The organism is Flavobacterium sp. RHBU_3 (genome assembly GCF_046613565.1).
Lineage (GTDB): Bacteria > Bacteroidota > Bacteroidia > Flavobacteriales > Flavobacteriaceae > Flavobacterium.
On sequence record NZ_JBKJHC010000005.1, the window covers coordinates 221292 to 237057 of the forward strand.

The window sequence follows — 15766 nt, forward strand, 5'->3', positions numbered from 1 at the left end:
CCCTACTACAACGTTGTCGTGTTGAAAACTTTCGATGAATAACCCTCTTTTAACGGTGTTTAATTGTCAATTTTTAAAAATATCATGGGGTTTATTTTGGTTTTGACAATTTGTGGTCGGTTTAATTTTAAATCTTGGGTTTAAGGAGTTTTTCTACATAGAAAATCAGAGTTTTGCGGGTTAATAATTGTTAACACTGTCGGCTTTAAAGCTTAAAACAGCTTTGTTATTAAATTTACAATTTTTTTCTTAACAAAAAACATATTATTTATTTTTCGAATGCTATTTTAGAGAATTGTGCTAAAAAGTTGTTTTATGAATAATCGTTATCGTTAAATGAAGCAATGTAAGGGTGCTCATTTTTGTAGAGCCTTTTAGAATTACGTTTTTAAAATATTAATGAACACAGGTTTGTTGTGCTTTTAAATCTTTTTTCGGGAAAAATCTGTTTTACTATCAATGTATTATATCTTTGTTTTTTGCGGAAGTACATACAAACAAGATTCATCCGCCCTCAATAAATTTTCTTCTGATGAAAAGACAAGTAACCTTAAAACAAATAGCCAAAGAACTGGATGTATCTATAAGCACTGTATCTAAATCCCTACGAAACAGTCCCGAAATAGGAGAAGATACCCGCCTTAAAGTTCAGGCGTTTGCTAAGCTGTATAATTACAAGCCAAACAACATAGCGCTGAGTCTTAAGAATAAGAAAACCAAGACTATAGGTATTATTATCCCTGAAATTGTGCACCACTTTTTTGCTACTGTGATTAGCGGTATAGAACAGGTGGCTAACGACCACGGGTATAACGTAATTGTGTGTCTTAGTAACGAATCGTTTGACAAAGAGGTAATAAACATGGAAATGCTGGCTACCGGCAGTACCGATGGTTTTATTATGGCACTTAGCAAGGAAACCCAGCAAAAGCGTGACTTTCACCACATACAGGAGGTAATAAACCAGGGTATGCCAGTGGTGATGTTTGATCGCGTTACAAACGACGTGCTGTGCGATAAGGTAATTATAGACGACCAGCTTGCAGCTTATGAGGCAGTAGATTTCTTTGTAAGTAAAGGCTTTAAAAAAATTGGGCTTATTACTACGGTAGACTACGTAAGTGTGGGCCGCCTGCGTACCGATGGCTATGTTAACGCGCTGAGTGACCATGATATGGCTATAGATGAAAACCTGATTGTAAAAATTGAGGATATAGAAGGTTGCGCCAGCAAAATAGAGGCCCTGCTGCGCGATAACCGCCCCGATGCCATTTTTGCCGTAAACGAACTCTTTGCTGTTACCGCTATAAAACTGGCTACAAAAATGGGCATCCGTATACCGGAAGACCTATCGGTAATAGGATTTACCGATGGTATAATATCGCAGTTCAGCAGCCCGAGCATTACTACCGTAAGCCAAAATGGTGAGGTTATGGGTGGTCGTGCTGCCAAGCTGCTCATCGACAGGCTGGAAGCCGAAGAAACAGAAGAGGAAGAAGCCGAACCGGAACACTACCGCACCGAACTCATAGAAACCCACCTTGTAGTACGCGAAAGCACGAATTAGGTTATACGTTTATTTGGTAATTCGGTTATTCGATGGGATATTCATTAATTTGATAGGCGGATTTATAATCCGTGCTATCAGAGTTGTTGGGTTTGAGTAAGCTTTCTCCTTCCCTTGGCTGTCGTGTGGACATAAATCGCTCTGTGGACTTTTTTGCTTTCCAAAGGAAAGCCTTGGTGTTCGTATTAATCATAATTTAGGCCTTTTGTGCCCTTTGTGAAAAACTTTGTACACCTTGTGGTAGAAAATTCCTCGCAAAGACGCTAAGTCGCAAAGATGTGTCCACACGATAGCTTCCTTGGAGGGTGCCCGCCGCGGCGGGCGGGGTGGTTTTTTCAAATTGACGTATTAACACATCCACAAATCCACCTCTTTCGAATAACCGAATTACCCAAATAACCACTTCACCAAAAAATTACGACAACCTTGTAGTTTTGTGTAAAATTCTTAAAAACAAAGGGTTAAAAAATAGAATTCCGGCCACCGTGCCGGAATTTTTTTTACACCCTGTGAACCAACCGATTAAAAAACGTATATCTTTGTACTGATTATCAAAGCTTATAATTTCACTTCACACAATTAAGTTTTGATAAGCTATGCGCTTATCGTATTAGTAATCATTAAATTACGATAATGGAAAAGCGTAAATTAGGTTTCTGGGAAATCTGGAACATGAGTTTCGGTTACCTGGGAATCCAAATGGGTTTCGCATTACAAAATGCTAATGCGAGCCGAATCCTGCAAACTTTTGGTGCCGATGTGCATACCCTTTCGTGGTTTTGGATTATTCCGCCACTTATGGGGCTTATCGTGCAGCCCATTATAGGGCACTACAGCGATCGTACCTGGACTCGTTTCGGGCGCAGGAAGCCGTATTTTCTTGCAGGTTCACTACTTGCTGCATTGGGGCTTGTATTTATGCCTCAGGCTGCTGCGCTTACCGCCATTATGCCTGCATTGTGGATAGGTGCTGGCTTCCTTATGATAATGGACGCGTCATTTAACGTTGCAATGGAGCCATTTCGTGCACTTGTGGCAGATATGTTGCCTTCAGACCAAAGAACATTAGGTTTTAGCTTGCAAACTGTACTGATAGGTATAGGTGCGGTTATTGGCTCATGGTTGCCGTATGCGCTTGCTAACTGGTTTAATGTAGCACATGATGATGTTCCCGGCGAAGTGCCTTATAACGTTATCTTGTCTTTCATTATAGGTGCTATATCTATAGTGGTGGCTATATTAATAACCATAACAACTACAAAAGAATATACGCCAAAAGAGATAGAAGCATTTGAAGCAGTCAATGGTGAAGCACAGTTACCTGCAGAGGAAACCCATTCCATAAAAGACATTTTTACTGACTTTGCTAAGATGCCCCAAACCATGCGCCAGCTTAGCTGGGTACAGTTCTTTTCGTGGTTCGGTCTGTTTGGTATGTGGGTGTTTACAACCCCTGCTATAGCACACCACCTGTATGGTACGCCACTAAAAGAGGTGCTTGAATTTACTCCTGCCGAAACCGCTCTATATAATAAAGCGGGTAACTGGACAGGAATAATATTTGGCGTATACAATGCTGTTTCGGCTGTAATAGCATTTTTTCTTCCGGCCATAGCCAAAGTGTTGGGGCGTAAAAAAACACATTTCTATTCATTGCTTATAGGCGGTGCAGGATTGCTTTCGGTTTATTTTGTGCCTAACCCAGACTGGCTTATCCTGTCTATGATAGGTGTTGGAGTGGGCTGGGCGAGCATACTTGCCATGCCTTATGCTATTCTTACGGGCTCTATACCTCCCCGAAAAATGGGAGTTTACATGGGTATATTCAACTTTTTTGTAGTTATTCCGCAAATAGTTAATGCCATTATAGGCGGCCCTATGGTAAAATATGTGTATGGAGGGAACCCAATCTATGCCATTATAGCCAGTGGTGTGTCATTTATCATTGCGGCGCTGTTTGTAACCCGTGTAAAAGACACAGACGAACCCACTGTAAAAATCTAAACAATCTTTAAAGGGATATTTTCCCCTGAATATTTCTAAAAAACCCAAATGAAACAGAAAGCATTCATATTCGACTTGGATGGCGTGATTGTAGACACTGCCAAATACCATTACCTGGCATGGAAAAAAATTGCCAACCGCCTGGGTATCGATTTTACGCACGAACATAACGAACTGCTAAAAGGCGTAAGCCGCGTGCGTTCGCTTGAAATTATACTTGGCCTGGGTAACATACAGGCTACAAATGAAGAAAAAGAAAGTTGGCTTACCGAAAAAAATACCGATTACCTAAACTACATAAACGCCATGCAGGCCGATGAAATCCTGGATGGGGTACTGCCGGTTTTAGATTGGCTTAAAGCCAATGACCAGCTAATATCATTAGGTTCGGCAAGTAAAAACGCACGTCCTATACTGGAAAAGGTAGGTATACTGCACTACTTTGATGCTATTGTAGACGGTAACGACGTAACCAATGCCAAGCCCGATCCGGAAGTTTTCCTGCGTGCGGCACAGCTGCTGGGCAAATCACCTGCCGACAGTATTGTTTTTGAAGATTCCATGGCTGGGGTAGAAGCTGCTAACATAGGCGGCATGACCAGCGTAAGCATAGGCGACCCTGCCATACTACAGGGCGCACACTACAACTTCGGCTCGTTTGCCGAAATCACCATTCAGTTTTTAGAAACCCTAGTTAACAAATAAGAAACACACAGATGAACCAGGATTACATACTACCGGATAATTGGTCGGTAATAGAAGAAGGATTTGATGCAGAAAGAGTACGTTCGTCCGAAAGCCTTTTCAGTATAGGAAACGGCGCTATGGGTCAGCGTGCTAATTTTGAAGAGCACTATAGTGGCCATACCTTTCAGGGAAGCTACATAGCAGGGGTTTACTATCCTGATAAAACCAAGGTGGGCTGGTGGAAAAACGGCTACCCGGAGTATTTTGCCAAAGTGCTTAATGCGCCAAACTGGATAGGTATAGACGTAGAGGTAAACGGGGAAGCACTGGACCTTGCCAAATGCAGCGTGGTAAACAACTTCCGTCGTGAGCTAAATATGAAAGAGGGCTGGTACAGCCGCTCGTTTGAAGCCGTATTGCAAAACGGTACAGAGATAAAAGTAAATGTAAAACGCTTCCTTTCGGTAGTACAAGACGAACTGGGCGTTATAAAATATGAAATTACCCCGCTAAACCGCGCGGCAGTAATTACCTATAAGCCGTATGTAGATGCGGGCGTAAAAAACATGGATGCTAACTGGGAGGAAACCTTCTGGGAACCTACCGGCGTGCATCATGAAGCTAATGAAGCTTTTGTAACGGCACGTACGTTTAAAACCAAATTTGGTGCGGCTACCTATATGCACAACAGCATATTCCTGAATGGTAACGACCTGCAAATACTGCCTGTATCTGCAGAGGCAACCGAAAGCAAAGTGCAGTTTACCTATACCTTGGAAGCCAACCAGAATGATACTGCTGCCATAGTGAAATTTGGCGGATATACCGTAACGCTTAACCATGCCGAAGACCAATTGGTTAACGCTGCAAAAGCGGTAATCACTTCGGCGAAAGCCAAAGGATACGATGCTCTTTTTGAAGAGCAGAAACAGGCTTGGGCAGGCATTTGGGAAATGGCAGATATTACTATTGATGGCGACGTTAAGGCACAACAGGGTATCCGTTTTAATATTTTCCAATTGAACCAAACGTACCTGGGTAAAGACCCGAGGCTAAACATAGGCCCGAAAGGCTTTACCGGAGAAAAATACGGAGGTTCTACCTATTGGGATACCGAAGCGTACTGCATACCGTTTTACATGGCTACAAAAGACCAGCAGGTAGCGCGTAACCTGCTTACGTACCGCCATAATCAGCTGGGTAAAGCCATAGAAAACGCCGAAAAGCTTGGCTTTAAAAACGGTGCGGCACTGTACCCTATGGTTACCATGAACGGTGAGGAATGCCACAACGAGTGGGAAATTACCTTTGAGGAAATTCATCGTAATGGTGCTATAGCATTTGCCATTTACAACTACTACCGCTTTACCGGCGATTACAGCTACATCCCTGAAAAAGGACTTGAAGTACTTATTGGTATTGCGCGTTTCTGGCACCAGAGGGCTACGTTCTCGTCGCACAAAAACAAGTACATGATTCTTGGCGTAACCGGTCCTAACGAGTACGAAAACAACATTAACAATAACTTCTATACCAACTACATTGCACAGTGGTGTATACGCTATGCGGCTGAGCAACTAAATGTGGTTAAGGCAGATTACCCGGCAGACTATTCCCGTATTATGGAAATTGTAAAACTGGATGCCGAGGAGCTTACCTCTTGGAAAGAGGTGGCCGATGGTATGTACTTCCCGTACAGTGAGGAGCACGGTGTGTACCTGCAACAAGACGGTTTCCTGGATAAGGAACTTGTACCGGTAAGTCAGCTGGATCGCAGCCAACGCCCTATTAACCAAAAATGGAGCTGGGACAGGATACTGCGTTCGCCATACATTAAGCAAGCCGACGTGCTTCAGGGTTTCTATTTCTTTGAAGACCACTTTAGCAAAGAAGCCCTTGAAAGGCATTTCGATTTTTACGAGCCGCTTACTGTACATGAGAGTAGCCTTTCGCCATGTGTACACAGCATACAGGCTGCGGTACTGGGCAGGATGGAGCAGGCGTATACCTTCTATTTAAGAACGTCGCGCCTGGATCTTGATGACTATAACAAAGAGGTAGAAGAAGGACTGCACATAACCAGTATGGCAGGTACGTGGATGAGTATAGTAGAAGGCTTTGGCGGTATGCGCGTGAAAAACGATACGCTACACTTTGAACCACGCATCCCTGCACAGTGGAACGGCTATTCGTTTAAGATAAACTTCCGCGGTCAGGTGCTTAAGGTTTCGGTTCAGGCCGATGCCACGCACTTTACCCTTGAAGGCAACAATGAGCTAAACGTTGTGGTAAACGGTGCTACAGTTACCGTGAAACCAAACGAACTGGTTACAGTGTAAGAAGCTCTACATAACCTGCAAGGTTTTTAAAACCTTGTAGGTTTAAATAATACCCACCCCGGCTTTCTGCCACCCCTCCGGAGGAGGGGAATGCTCACGCTGCGGAGTATAGGGTACTACAATTCCCCTCCGTCGGAGGGGTGCCCGTAGGGCGGGGTGGGAAAAACAAATAATAGCTACAAGGTTTTTAAAACCTTGCAGCAGAACAAACAGCAACAATGAAAAAATTACTTTACATAGCATTACTGGGCACAAGCGTAGCCTTTGGTCAGGTACAAAAAACCGAACCGCCGTTTTGGTGGAGCGGTATGCACAACCCGGAACTGCAGGTTATGTTTTACGGCAAAAACATTGCCCAGTACAAACCTGAAGTGTCCGATGGGGTGGTGGTTACTAATGTAGCAAAAACCGAAAACCCTAACTATGTGTTTGTAACCATAGATACCAAGAACGTTCCGGCGAAGCAGCTTACCTTTTCGTTTAAAAACGATAAGAATAAAGTGGCTTTTACCCAAAAGTACGACCTGAAACAGCGTAGGGAAGGCTCGGCTACACGCGAGAGCTATACATCGGCAGATATGATGTACCTGCTGATGCCCGACCGTTTTGCTAATGGTAACGCCAATAATGATTCAACAAAAGATACTAATGAAAAAGCCAATCGTGAAAACCTTAACGGGCGTCATGGTGGCGATATTCAGGGTATTATAGACCACCTGGACTACATCCAGGAGCTTGGGGCTACGGCAGTTTGGGCCACACCGCTGTGCGAGGATAACGACCCGCGCGGCAGCTACCACGGGTATGGCCAGAGTGATGTGTACAAAATAGACCCACGCTACGGTACTAACGAAGATTACCTTCGCCTTTCGGCAGCTGTGAAGAAGCGTAAAATGAAGCTGGTACTGGATTATGTAACCAACCACTGGGGCGCAGAACACTGGATGTACAAAGATTTGCCTACGTACGAGTGGGTGCACCAGTTCCCGGGTTATTCGCAGAGTAACTACCGCATGACTACGCAGTTTGATGTTAACGCCTCTAAAACTGATAAACGTCAGTGTGTAGACGGTTGGTTTGTGCCTTCTATGCCCGACCTGAATCAAAGCAATCCGTTGGTGCTAAAATACCTTACACAAAATGCCATTTGGTGGATAGAGTATGCCGATCTTGATGGTTTCCGTGTAGATACGTACAGCTACAATGATAAGGAAGGGATATCTAAATGGACTAAGGCCATTACTGATGAGTACCCGTACTTTAACATAGTAGGTGAGGTGTGGATGCAAAACCCTGCCCACATGGCGTATTGGCAAAAGGACAGTAAGATTGGCGCTATAGAAAGTTTTAACTCATACCTGCCAAGCGTAATGGACTTTTCGTTATACGATGCACTGCAATGGGTGTTTAACGAAGACAATTCGGGTTGGGATAACGGCGTACAAAAGGTATACAACAACTTTACAAACGACTTCCTGTACCCCAACATTAACAGCATACTGGTATTTGCCGAAAACCACGACACTAACCGTATTAACCAGAACTATAAGGGCGACTTTAAAAAGTACCAAATGGCTATGGCTATAGTGGCTACGGTAAGGGGTATTCCGCAGTTGTACTACGGGTCGGAAATAGGTATGGCAGGTGATAAGGGCAAAGGCGACGGCGACATACGCCACGACTTTCCGGGTGGCTGGAAAGGTGATGGTAACAATGCCTTTACCAAGGCAGGACGTACGGCAGAGCAGCAACAGTATTTTGATTTTACGTCAAAACTGTTTAGCTGGAGGAAAGGCAAGGATGTTATTCATAACGGTAAAACCATGCATTTTCTGCCGGATAACAACGTGTACGTATATTTCCGTTACAACGACAAGGAAACGGTTATGGTAATGGTAAACAACGCTGCCGAAAGCCGTACGTTTAAGACAACTCGTTTTGCTGAAGGTATTAAAACCTTTAAAAACGGTACCGATGTAATTACAGGTAAGATGGTAGATGTAACTAAAGACATTACCATAGAGCCGAAATCGGTACTGGTGCTGGAATTGAATTAGTTTTTTTGACGTAAATTTCAGATAGTATATGAGAGCAGGAAGATATCTTGATTTATGGGATGCTAAAAAGAAAATGATAATGGATAAGTTACTTGACCCTGATTCAAGGCCGTTTATCCAGTTAAATCCTGTAGAGTTTGATTCAGCGGGAGACAGGAAAAAATATTCTTTTAACCTTCAGTATGAAAATGGCAGTGTTATTAACAATCTTACAGGCTATGCTGTAGCAAGAGATTTAGACAGGATATTAAGTAATGATGATACAATAAAGGATTTATTAAAAACGGGGAGGTTTAAAATCAACCTGGATAAGGATTTTTGTTTGTGGGTTCAAAAAAAATAAACAATGAAAAAAATAGTCATAACTGCCCTTGCACTTAGTGCTTTTACCATTGGTACAGCACAGGTAAAAAAAACGGCTTCTCAAAGCAAGAAACCTGTAGCTACGGTAGCACCGGTTGAAATTGCCCCAATAAATGACGCTGTTTTAGAACAGTCGGTAATCTACGAGGCTAATATTCGTAATTACTCTAAAGAGGGAACGTTTAATGCCTTTACCAAAGATATTCCTAAGCTAAAGCAGCTTGGCGTAAAGGTGCTTTGGCTGATGCCGGTGTATCCTATTTCTATGAAGCGCCGTAAAGCCACAGGCGATTTATCTATAGAGGATATTAAAGACCCGAAAGAGAAAAAGAAATACCTGGGCAGCTGGTACGCGATTAGCGATTATACTGCCATAAACCCTGATTTAGGTACCGAAGCCGATTTTAAAAACCTGGTGAATACTGCGCATGCCAATGGTATGTATGTAATACTGGACTGGGTGGCTAACCATACAGGCTGGGATCATAAGTGGATAAAAGAACACCCCGAATATTACCAGCACAATGCAAAAGGTGAGGTGACCGACCCTATAGACCCTACGACCGGGCAACCTTGGGGTTGGACGGACGTAGCCAAGCTGGAGTATACTAACAAAAAGGTGTACGAACCCATGAAAAACGAAATGATGTACTGGATAAAAAAACAGAACATTGACGGTTTCCGTTGTGATGTGGCCGATAACGTACCTCAGGACTTTTGGGACTGGGCAGTGCCGCAACTGCGTAAGGAGAAACCGATTTTTATGCTGATGGAAAGCGACAAGGACTACCTGCTTAAAAATTCGTTTGATATGGGTTACGGCTGGGTGGCACACCACCTGATGAACGACATAGCCCAAGGCAAGAAAACCGTAGCCGACTGGGATAAGTTTATGGAAGAATTTGCTACTAAGTACCAGAAGGAAGACTTTTTTATGAACTTTACCAGCAACCACGACGAAAATGCATGGCACGGCAGTGAGTACGAGCGTATGGGCGACGCTGCACATACCTTTGCTGCGCTTACGTATGTAATGCCGGGTATACCACTAATCTATACGGGGCAGGAGTACGGCAATAAGCTTAAGCTTAAGTTCTTTGAGAAAGACCTTATTTCCCACGATGATAACAGTATGTTTGCCTTTTATGAAAAGCTGGGCAAACTGAAAAATACCAATACCGCACTTGCAGGAGCTAAGGATGCTGCACCGTATGCAAGGCTTACTACCAGTGATGATACTAAAGTGTTAGCATTTGCCCGCAAAGGTGCCGATGGTATGGTATATTACGTTGCAAATCTTACTAATGCGCCTGTAAGTTTTACCGTTCCGGTGTCAGGAACGTATACTGATTATATGACAGAGAAGAAAGTTACTTTTGGAGCAGGCCAAAAATGGGATGCAAGACCGTGGGAGTTCTGGATATTAACTGATTAGCGTAAAAAATTAGCCCTAAGCCGAAAGGTTCAGGGCTTTTTTTGATTATATTTACTATAACGTTTTCTTTAACCATTTAACCTCTTTTAATACACGAATTTTATGATGAAAAAATTACTAATGCTGGTAGTAGCATTCATGGCTACTACTACAGCAATGTTTGCTGATGATTTTCCTGTAATAAGCATTACCGGCAGTTCTACGGCTTTAGGATGGGGTGGCGATTATGATATGGCTACCACTGATGGTGTTAACTATACCTATAGTGGCCTTGTGGTAACAGTTCCTTCAACCGATCCGGGTGTTAAGTTTCGTAAAGACCATGCCTGGACAACAAACTGGGGTGCCGCAAGCTTCCCTACAGGTACGGGCGCACAAAACGGCGCAAATATTCCTGCTACAGATGGCACGTGGGATGTTACCTTTAACTACACAACCGGGGCATACGCTTTTACCCCTGCAGGTATCAGCTATGATACAGTAACACTTATGGGGGGCGGTGCTTCATATTCACTTGCTACTGGCGATGGAGTAGCCTACAGTGTAGATAACCTTGTTCTTTCTGAAGGCGACTATTATTTCAGTATAAATGGCGTAGGGAATATAGGAAACGTAGATTTTCCATCCGGTACAGGTATGGAAGGTGTTAGCGTTAGTGTACCGGCAGGTGTATACAACATTACCTTTGATCACAGTAACTGGATGTACAATTTTGGTTTCCCTACCATTAGTCTGGTGGGTTCGGCAGTGGATCCGGAATGGGCTGTAGATTTAGATCTGGAAACAGGCGAAGGTATATATTACTTTGCATTTGGTGTTACACTGGCCAGTGGTGAAGCTAAATTCCGCCAAAACCACAACTGGGACATAAACTGGGGTGCTGCTGATTTCCCCACAGGATATGGTACTCAGGATGGTGCTAACATAATGGTTGTTGCAGGAGAGTACGATATTATGTTTAACCGTTTAACGGGCGAATATTTGTTCTCATCGGTGGAAGGTTATCCTACGCTTACATTAGAAGGAGATGGGTTTAGCACTACATTTGCTACTACTGATGGCGTTACCTATACGGCAAATGCTGTAGCAATCACTGAAGGTTCTTATTCACTTGCAATAAACGGCTCTGGCCAGTGGGGCGGTGATTTTCCTTCGGGTACTGCGACCGAAAATACTACCATAAGCATTCCTACAGGTAATTATAACATTACAGTAAATGGCGATACAGGTGAATACATGTTTAGCCCAACTGTTGTAAGCCTTATAGGATCTGCCATTGATGCTGATTGGTCTATAGATATAGACCTTGATACCGAAGATGGTAATTACTATAGTAAAATGGATGTAACACTTGCAGATGGTGATATTAAATTCCGCCAAAACCACGGTTGGGGTGTTAGCTGGGGAGGAACTATTTTTACTGCCGATGCCGCTGTAGAAAACGGCAGCAACATCCCTGCTATGGCAGGTACTTACAATGTAATGTTTGATCGTATTGCAGGGCAGTATTCCTTTACATCAACTGCAGGGCTAACTACTATAGTAAAAAACAGCATAGTGGTGTACCCTAACCCAAGTAACACGGTGTGGGATTTTACAGGTACTAACGGTGTTATAAACAACATAACCGTGACAGATGTTACCGGTAAAATTGTATCTAACCAAACTGTTAATGCGGCTCAGGCGGCCATAAACGCAAACGGCCTGGCTACAGGAGTGTACTTTGCCAAAGTAAGCACCGCTACAGGTACTACTGTAATCAGGGTAGTTAAAAATTAAGCATTTTTAATAGCGTTTTTTTAGTGATAGTTTTTTCTGAGCCCCGCCATTGGCGGGGCTTTTCGTATTTCCATCCGCTTAATTTTTTATTAAAAAGTGCCTATATTTCCTAAGTAACGTTGCATAAACTCGGATTTATATATTTCGCCTAAAGGAATTTCTGATTCGCCTATGTATAGGTTGTGGGAATCAAAGGAGTCCACAGCGCAGAGGTTAACAATATACGATTTGCTTACCCTGAGAAATGCTTCGGCTGACAGTTGCTGATGAAATGTTTTTAAGTTCATCGCGGTTACAAGGCGCTGGCCGGTGGTGTGTATTACTACATAATCTTTTAGCCCTTCTATAAAAAGTATGTTTTTTAGAAATACTTTGTAAAAGCGCCTGTCGGCTTTTACAAGCAGGAATTCGGGCGTGGTTTGTTCCAGTGTAGTTTTATCGGCAAACAATGATTTGTACAGCTGCGCTTTTTCCACTGCTTTTTGCAGGCGGGGTTTGTCTATGGGTTTTAATAAGTAATCCAGCGCATCGAGCTCATAGCTTTGCAGTGCATATTGCGAGTAAGCCGTAGTAAAAACAACCAGTGTGTCTTTAGGTATACATGAGGCAAATTCAAGCCCGGTAACCTTAGGCATCTGTATGTCTAAAAATACCACATCGGGTATGGCATGCGCCATAAAATCGGCAGCTGCCGGTGCGTTCGAAAATTTACCCAATACCTGTATGTCCGATATTTCGGCAAGCATTGCCTCCAGCCCTTCACGTGCCAGGGGTTCGTCATCAACTATAATACAGGTCATACGGAATGGTTAAGGTTACGTTATACGTAATAGTATTGTTCTGGCAGTTTAGGCTATAGGCGTCACCATACAGGATTTCCAGTCGCCTTTTAATATTGGCAAGTCCCAGTCCGCCCTCGTGTGTATCCCGATACTGTTCGTCGGGGTTCATAGAATTTACACAACTAAACTCTAACAGGCCGTTTTGGGTAGTAATGGTTATGTGTACCCAAGCTTCGTTACCCGATAGATCTACACTATGCTTTATGGCATTTTCTACAAAAGTGGTAAACAGGTTTGGAGGTATTTGTATATTCGAAATATGTTGCCCTGGTGTGGTGCAGGTTAGCGTGAAATTAAAGTTATCGCGGCGTATTTTTTCAAGATTCAGGAAGTTAGACAGAAATTCTTCCTCGCCAACAAGCGATGTTTTTTCGGCATTGTTCTCGTAGAGCTGGTAGCGTAAAAATTCCGACAGTTTTACAATTACCGCCGATGCTTTTTCGGGGTTACTGCGCGTAAGCATGTTTACATTGTTTAGCATATTAAACAAAAAGTGTGGATTTATCTGGTTGCGCAGCGCTTCCAGTTCCATGTTTGTGGTTATGGTTTTTAGCTCGGTAATTTCTTCACTGTCTTTTATCCATTTTTGCATAAGCCTTCCGGTAGAAGATGCCAGTACTATGGGCATAGTAAAAATAGACGCAGAGAGCAGCTGTACAAAACTGTTTAAGCGTTGCTGTTGCGGGCCTATATAGTAAGGTTCGAAAATGGGGTCTATTACATAGTGTAAAAATGTAAGTGCCGAAAGGCACAACCCCATTACCATAAAAATGTACAGTACGTATTTTCCCTTAAAAAATACCGGTGTTATAGCGTATATGTTTATGTATATAACAAAAATAAAAACCACAAAGGGGCTCAGCGCATGATAAAATCCATAGTTGCCACTGTATTGTTCCGTTTCATTAAGATGAAATAGCACACGGGCACTTGCATACAGTATAAGGAAATCAATTATCAGTATGGCATGCCGCAGTGCTTTGTACCGGTCTTCGGTAAGGAAACAGATGATTTTACTGTTTTTCTCAATTAAAAATTTACCCATAAACCTTTGTTTTCTATGTACAAAGGTACGGGTAGTTTAAAATCATAAATCCTAATTTGTACAAAACCCGCTATTTATTATACGAAAACCTTTTTCGGGGCTTTGGTATAAAATAACAGCCGTTTTGTATAAATAAAAATCCCGGCGTATGCATAAGGCATTTATTTGCTTAAAAATTTAAACGGCATGAGTGTATACGATATGATGGCCCTGGCTGAAGAGATAGAAGTACAGCCGGTGTGCGAACAGGAAAAAGAACGCATGATGATTCAGGCGGCCGATTTGGTGCGTTTTAAAGAAGCGTATGGCAGCGAACTAAAAGTTATACGCCCCTTTGCCGGATTAGTTAGCATAGTTACTACCGGCAATACCATGGCGGGAGTTTATTTTTGTGATATACTAAACCCCGACAGACTTGTTAAGCAGGTACGAAAACAAATAGAGGCCTTAAAAGTACAGGAAATTTGGCTGGTTATGGTACGCGATGGTGCCATATATCCGCAGGGTACCGCTGCTGTAAACGACCTTGCGTTACACAGGCAATTGCAAAAACAGTTCAACCGTGTTTTTGTGCTTAATTTTTATAAATCATCACTTCATCAATTATAAAAACGAACAGTTATCCTTATGAGGCACACACATCATCTTTTTATACTCCTGTTTTTAGTTACGGGCAGTGGCGCATTTGCACAGGAAAAAGACAGCCTGCACAGCGGCGCTATAAAATATGTAACCGATAAGTTTCCGCTAACACGTATGTTTAATGCTGAGTTTAGGTATGACGCGCCGTATACCTATACCTCTAAACTGCACGGTACGTTATTACCGGAAGCAAAGGTTACGCAAATGTACCAGGGACGTATAAGTACTAACCTCAACTTTGTAAAAACAAAGAAATGGATGGTAGGTACAGGGTTGTTTTACAATTATATCCATGCCGAAACTGAGCAAAGTATACACTCTGGTGCAGCTGATTTACATTACTATGCTGCCGCTGTAAACGTTACGTATTTTTCACAGCTGTTTGGTAAAATGGCCATTTATACCGCTTCGGCAATACCCAGTGGTGGGAACAATGGTTTTGAAAGGGTTACAGGGCTTGCTACGGCTACCATAGTGCTTAAAGCTAACGCCAAAACCAAAATGACCCTGGGTGTGTTTGTTATTGCCGACCCTACATCGGTAGTGCCGGCGGCGCTAAGCTTTAGCTACGAGCACCATTTTAACAACGGATGGATTGCCGATGTTATATTACCTAAAAGCGTGTACATGAAAAAGGATATGTTTAAAGAAGGCAGGCTCTCTATAGGTACTGAGCTGGATGGAACCATGTTTTATTTAAACAACTTTAATAACGATAAAAAAACCTATATATATAACCAAATGGAACTGCTTTCTGGTATTAAGTATGAACATTCATTTTACAAAGGACTTATAGGAACATTAAAAACCGGGTATAAGTATATACCCAGTAGCCGCGTAGTGGAAAAAAACCACATGTTTAGCAACTATGAGTTTAGTGCAAAGCCCAGCGGAGTGTTTTATGTGAATGTGGGCTTGTCATACAATCCTTAAATAAATAGTCAGTCCTAATTCGTGGACTTCAACATAAATTGTAATTTTTGTTTAACCCTGCCAACCGGCAGGG

General features: G+C 42.7%; 12 protein-coding genes. 10 read left to right on the forward strand and 2 right to left on the reverse strand.

What is annotated here, in order from left to right; translation table 11 throughout:
* Nucleotides 1-532: 532 nt before the first annotated feature.
* From ACLI1A_RS09220 to ACLI1A_RS09255, 8 genes are all read left to right on the forward strand, one after another.
* Nucleotides 533-1567 (forward strand): LacI family DNA-binding transcriptional regulator, encoded by a 1035-nt coding sequence (locus ACLI1A_RS09220; RefSeq protein WP_411408358.1) that lies wholly within the window; start codon nt 533-535, stop codon nt 1565-1567.
* A gap of 633 nt (nt 1568-2200) precedes the next feature.
* Nucleotides 2201-3571 (forward strand): MFS transporter, encoded by a 1371-nt coding sequence (locus ACLI1A_RS09225; RefSeq protein WP_411408359.1) that lies wholly within the window; start codon nt 2201-2203, stop codon nt 3569-3571.
* Between the two features lie 48 nt (nt 3572-3619).
* Nucleotides 3620-4276, forward strand: a complete 657-nt coding sequence (pgmB, locus tag ACLI1A_RS09230) for a beta-phosphoglucomutase (RefSeq protein ID WP_411408360.1) — start codon at nt 3620-3622, stop codon at nt 4274-4276.
* An 11-nt stretch (nt 4277-4287) separates the two neighbouring features.
* Nucleotides 4288-6597 carry a glycoside hydrolase family 65 protein gene (locus ACLI1A_RS09235; RefSeq protein WP_411408361.1) on the forward strand — a complete coding sequence of 770 codons (2310 nt, stop codon included), beginning with the start codon at nt 4288-4290 and terminating at the stop codon, nt 6595-6597.
* Nucleotides 6598-6815: 218 nt separating this feature from the next.
* The gene (locus ACLI1A_RS09240; RefSeq protein WP_411408362.1) at nt 6816-8654 is read left to right on the forward strand and encodes a glycoside hydrolase family 13 protein; all 1839 of its coding nucleotides are present in this window, start codon (nt 6816-6818) and stop codon (nt 8652-8654) included.
* A gap of 28 nt (nt 8655-8682) precedes the next feature.
* A complete protein-coding gene (locus ACLI1A_RS09245) occupies nt 8683-8997 on the forward strand; it encodes a hypothetical protein (protein ID WP_411408363.1) in 315 nt (104 codons plus the stop codon).
* 3 nt (nt 8998-9000) lie between these two features.
* Nucleotides 9001-10452, forward strand: coding sequence for an alpha-amylase family glycosyl hydrolase (locus ACLI1A_RS09250; RefSeq protein WP_411408364.1), 1452 nt, complete (start codon nt 9001-9003; stop codon nt 10450-10452).
* Between the two features lie 102 nt (nt 10453-10554).
* The gene (locus ACLI1A_RS09255) at nt 10555-12231 is read left to right on the forward strand and encodes a T9SS type A sorting domain-containing protein (protein WP_411408365.1); all 1677 of its coding nucleotides are present in this window, start codon (nt 10555-10557) and stop codon (nt 12229-12231) included.
* An 89-nt stretch (nt 12232-12320) separates the two neighbouring features.
* Here ACLI1A_RS09255 and ACLI1A_RS09260 read toward each other — a convergent pair whose 3' ends face one another.
* Together ACLI1A_RS09260 and ACLI1A_RS09265 are read right to left on the reverse strand one after the other, a co-directional pair.
* Nucleotides 12321-13031: a LytR/AlgR family response regulator transcription factor gene (locus ACLI1A_RS09260; RefSeq protein ID WP_411408366.1), complete on the reverse strand. Its 711-nt coding sequence runs from the start codon at nt 13029-13031 to the stop codon at nt 12321-12323.
* Nucleotides 13012-14118, reverse strand: a complete 1107-nt coding sequence (locus ACLI1A_RS09265; RefSeq protein WP_411408367.1) for a sensor histidine kinase — start codon at nt 14116-14118, stop codon at nt 13012-13014. Before ACLI1A_RS09265 ends, ACLI1A_RS09260 begins: the two co-directional genes overlap by 20 nt.
* 186 nt (nt 14119-14304) lie before the next feature.
* On the opposite strand from ACLI1A_RS09265, the gene ACLI1A_RS09270 reads away from it, so the two are divergent.
* Together ACLI1A_RS09270 and ACLI1A_RS09275 are read left to right on the forward strand one after the other, a co-directional pair.
* On the forward strand, nt 14305-14727 hold the full coding sequence (locus ACLI1A_RS09270; RefSeq protein WP_411408368.1) for a hypothetical protein: 423 nt from the start codon (nt 14305-14307) through the stop codon (nt 14725-14727).
* 18 nt (nt 14728-14745) lie between these two features.
* Nucleotides 14746-15693, forward strand: coding sequence for a hypothetical protein (locus tag ACLI1A_RS09275; RefSeq protein ID WP_411408369.1), 948 nt, complete (start codon nt 14746-14748; stop codon nt 15691-15693).
* The last annotated feature ends 73 nt before the right edge of the window (nt 15694-15766 follow it).

Coding starts and splice junctions, on each gene's coding strand:
- ACLI1A_RS09265 (WP_411408367.1), bottom strand. CDS start 14,118: ATGGGTAAATTTTTAATTGAGAAAAACAGTAAAATCATCTGTTTCCTT.
- ACLI1A_RS09275 (WP_411408369.1), top strand. CDS start 14,746: ATGAGGCACACACATCATCTTTTTATACTCCTGTTTTTAGTTACGGGC.
- ACLI1A_RS09240 (WP_411408362.1), top strand. CDS start 6,816: ATGAAAAAATTACTTTACATAGCATTACTGGGCACAAGCGTAGCCTTT.
- ACLI1A_RS09220 (WP_411408358.1), top strand. CDS start 533: ATGAAAAGACAAGTAACCTTAAAACAAATAGCCAAAGAACTGGATGTA.
- ACLI1A_RS09245 (WP_411408363.1), top strand. CDS start 8,683: ATGAGAGCAGGAAGATATCTTGATTTATGGGATGCTAAAAAGAAAATG.
- ACLI1A_RS09225 (WP_411408359.1), top strand. CDS start 2,201: ATGGAAAAGCGTAAATTAGGTTTCTGGGAAATCTGGAACATGAGTTTC.
- ACLI1A_RS09250 (WP_411408364.1), top strand. CDS start 9,001: ATGAAAAAAATAGTCATAACTGCCCTTGCACTTAGTGCTTTTACCATT.
- ACLI1A_RS09255 (WP_411408365.1), top strand. CDS start 10,555: ATGATGAAAAAATTACTAATGCTGGTAGTAGCATTCATGGCTACTACT.
- ACLI1A_RS09235 (WP_411408361.1), top strand. CDS start 4,288: ATGAACCAGGATTACATACTACCGGATAATTGGTCGGTAATAGAAGAA.
- pgmB (WP_411408360.1), top strand. CDS start 3,620: ATGAAACAGAAAGCATTCATATTCGACTTGGATGGCGTGATTGTAGAC.
- ACLI1A_RS09270 (WP_411408368.1), top strand. CDS start 14,305: ATGAGTGTATACGATATGATGGCCCTGGCTGAAGAGATAGAAGTACAG.
- ACLI1A_RS09260 (WP_411408366.1), bottom strand. CDS start 13,031: ATGACCTGTATTATAGTTGATGACGAACCCCTGGCACGTGAAGGGCTG.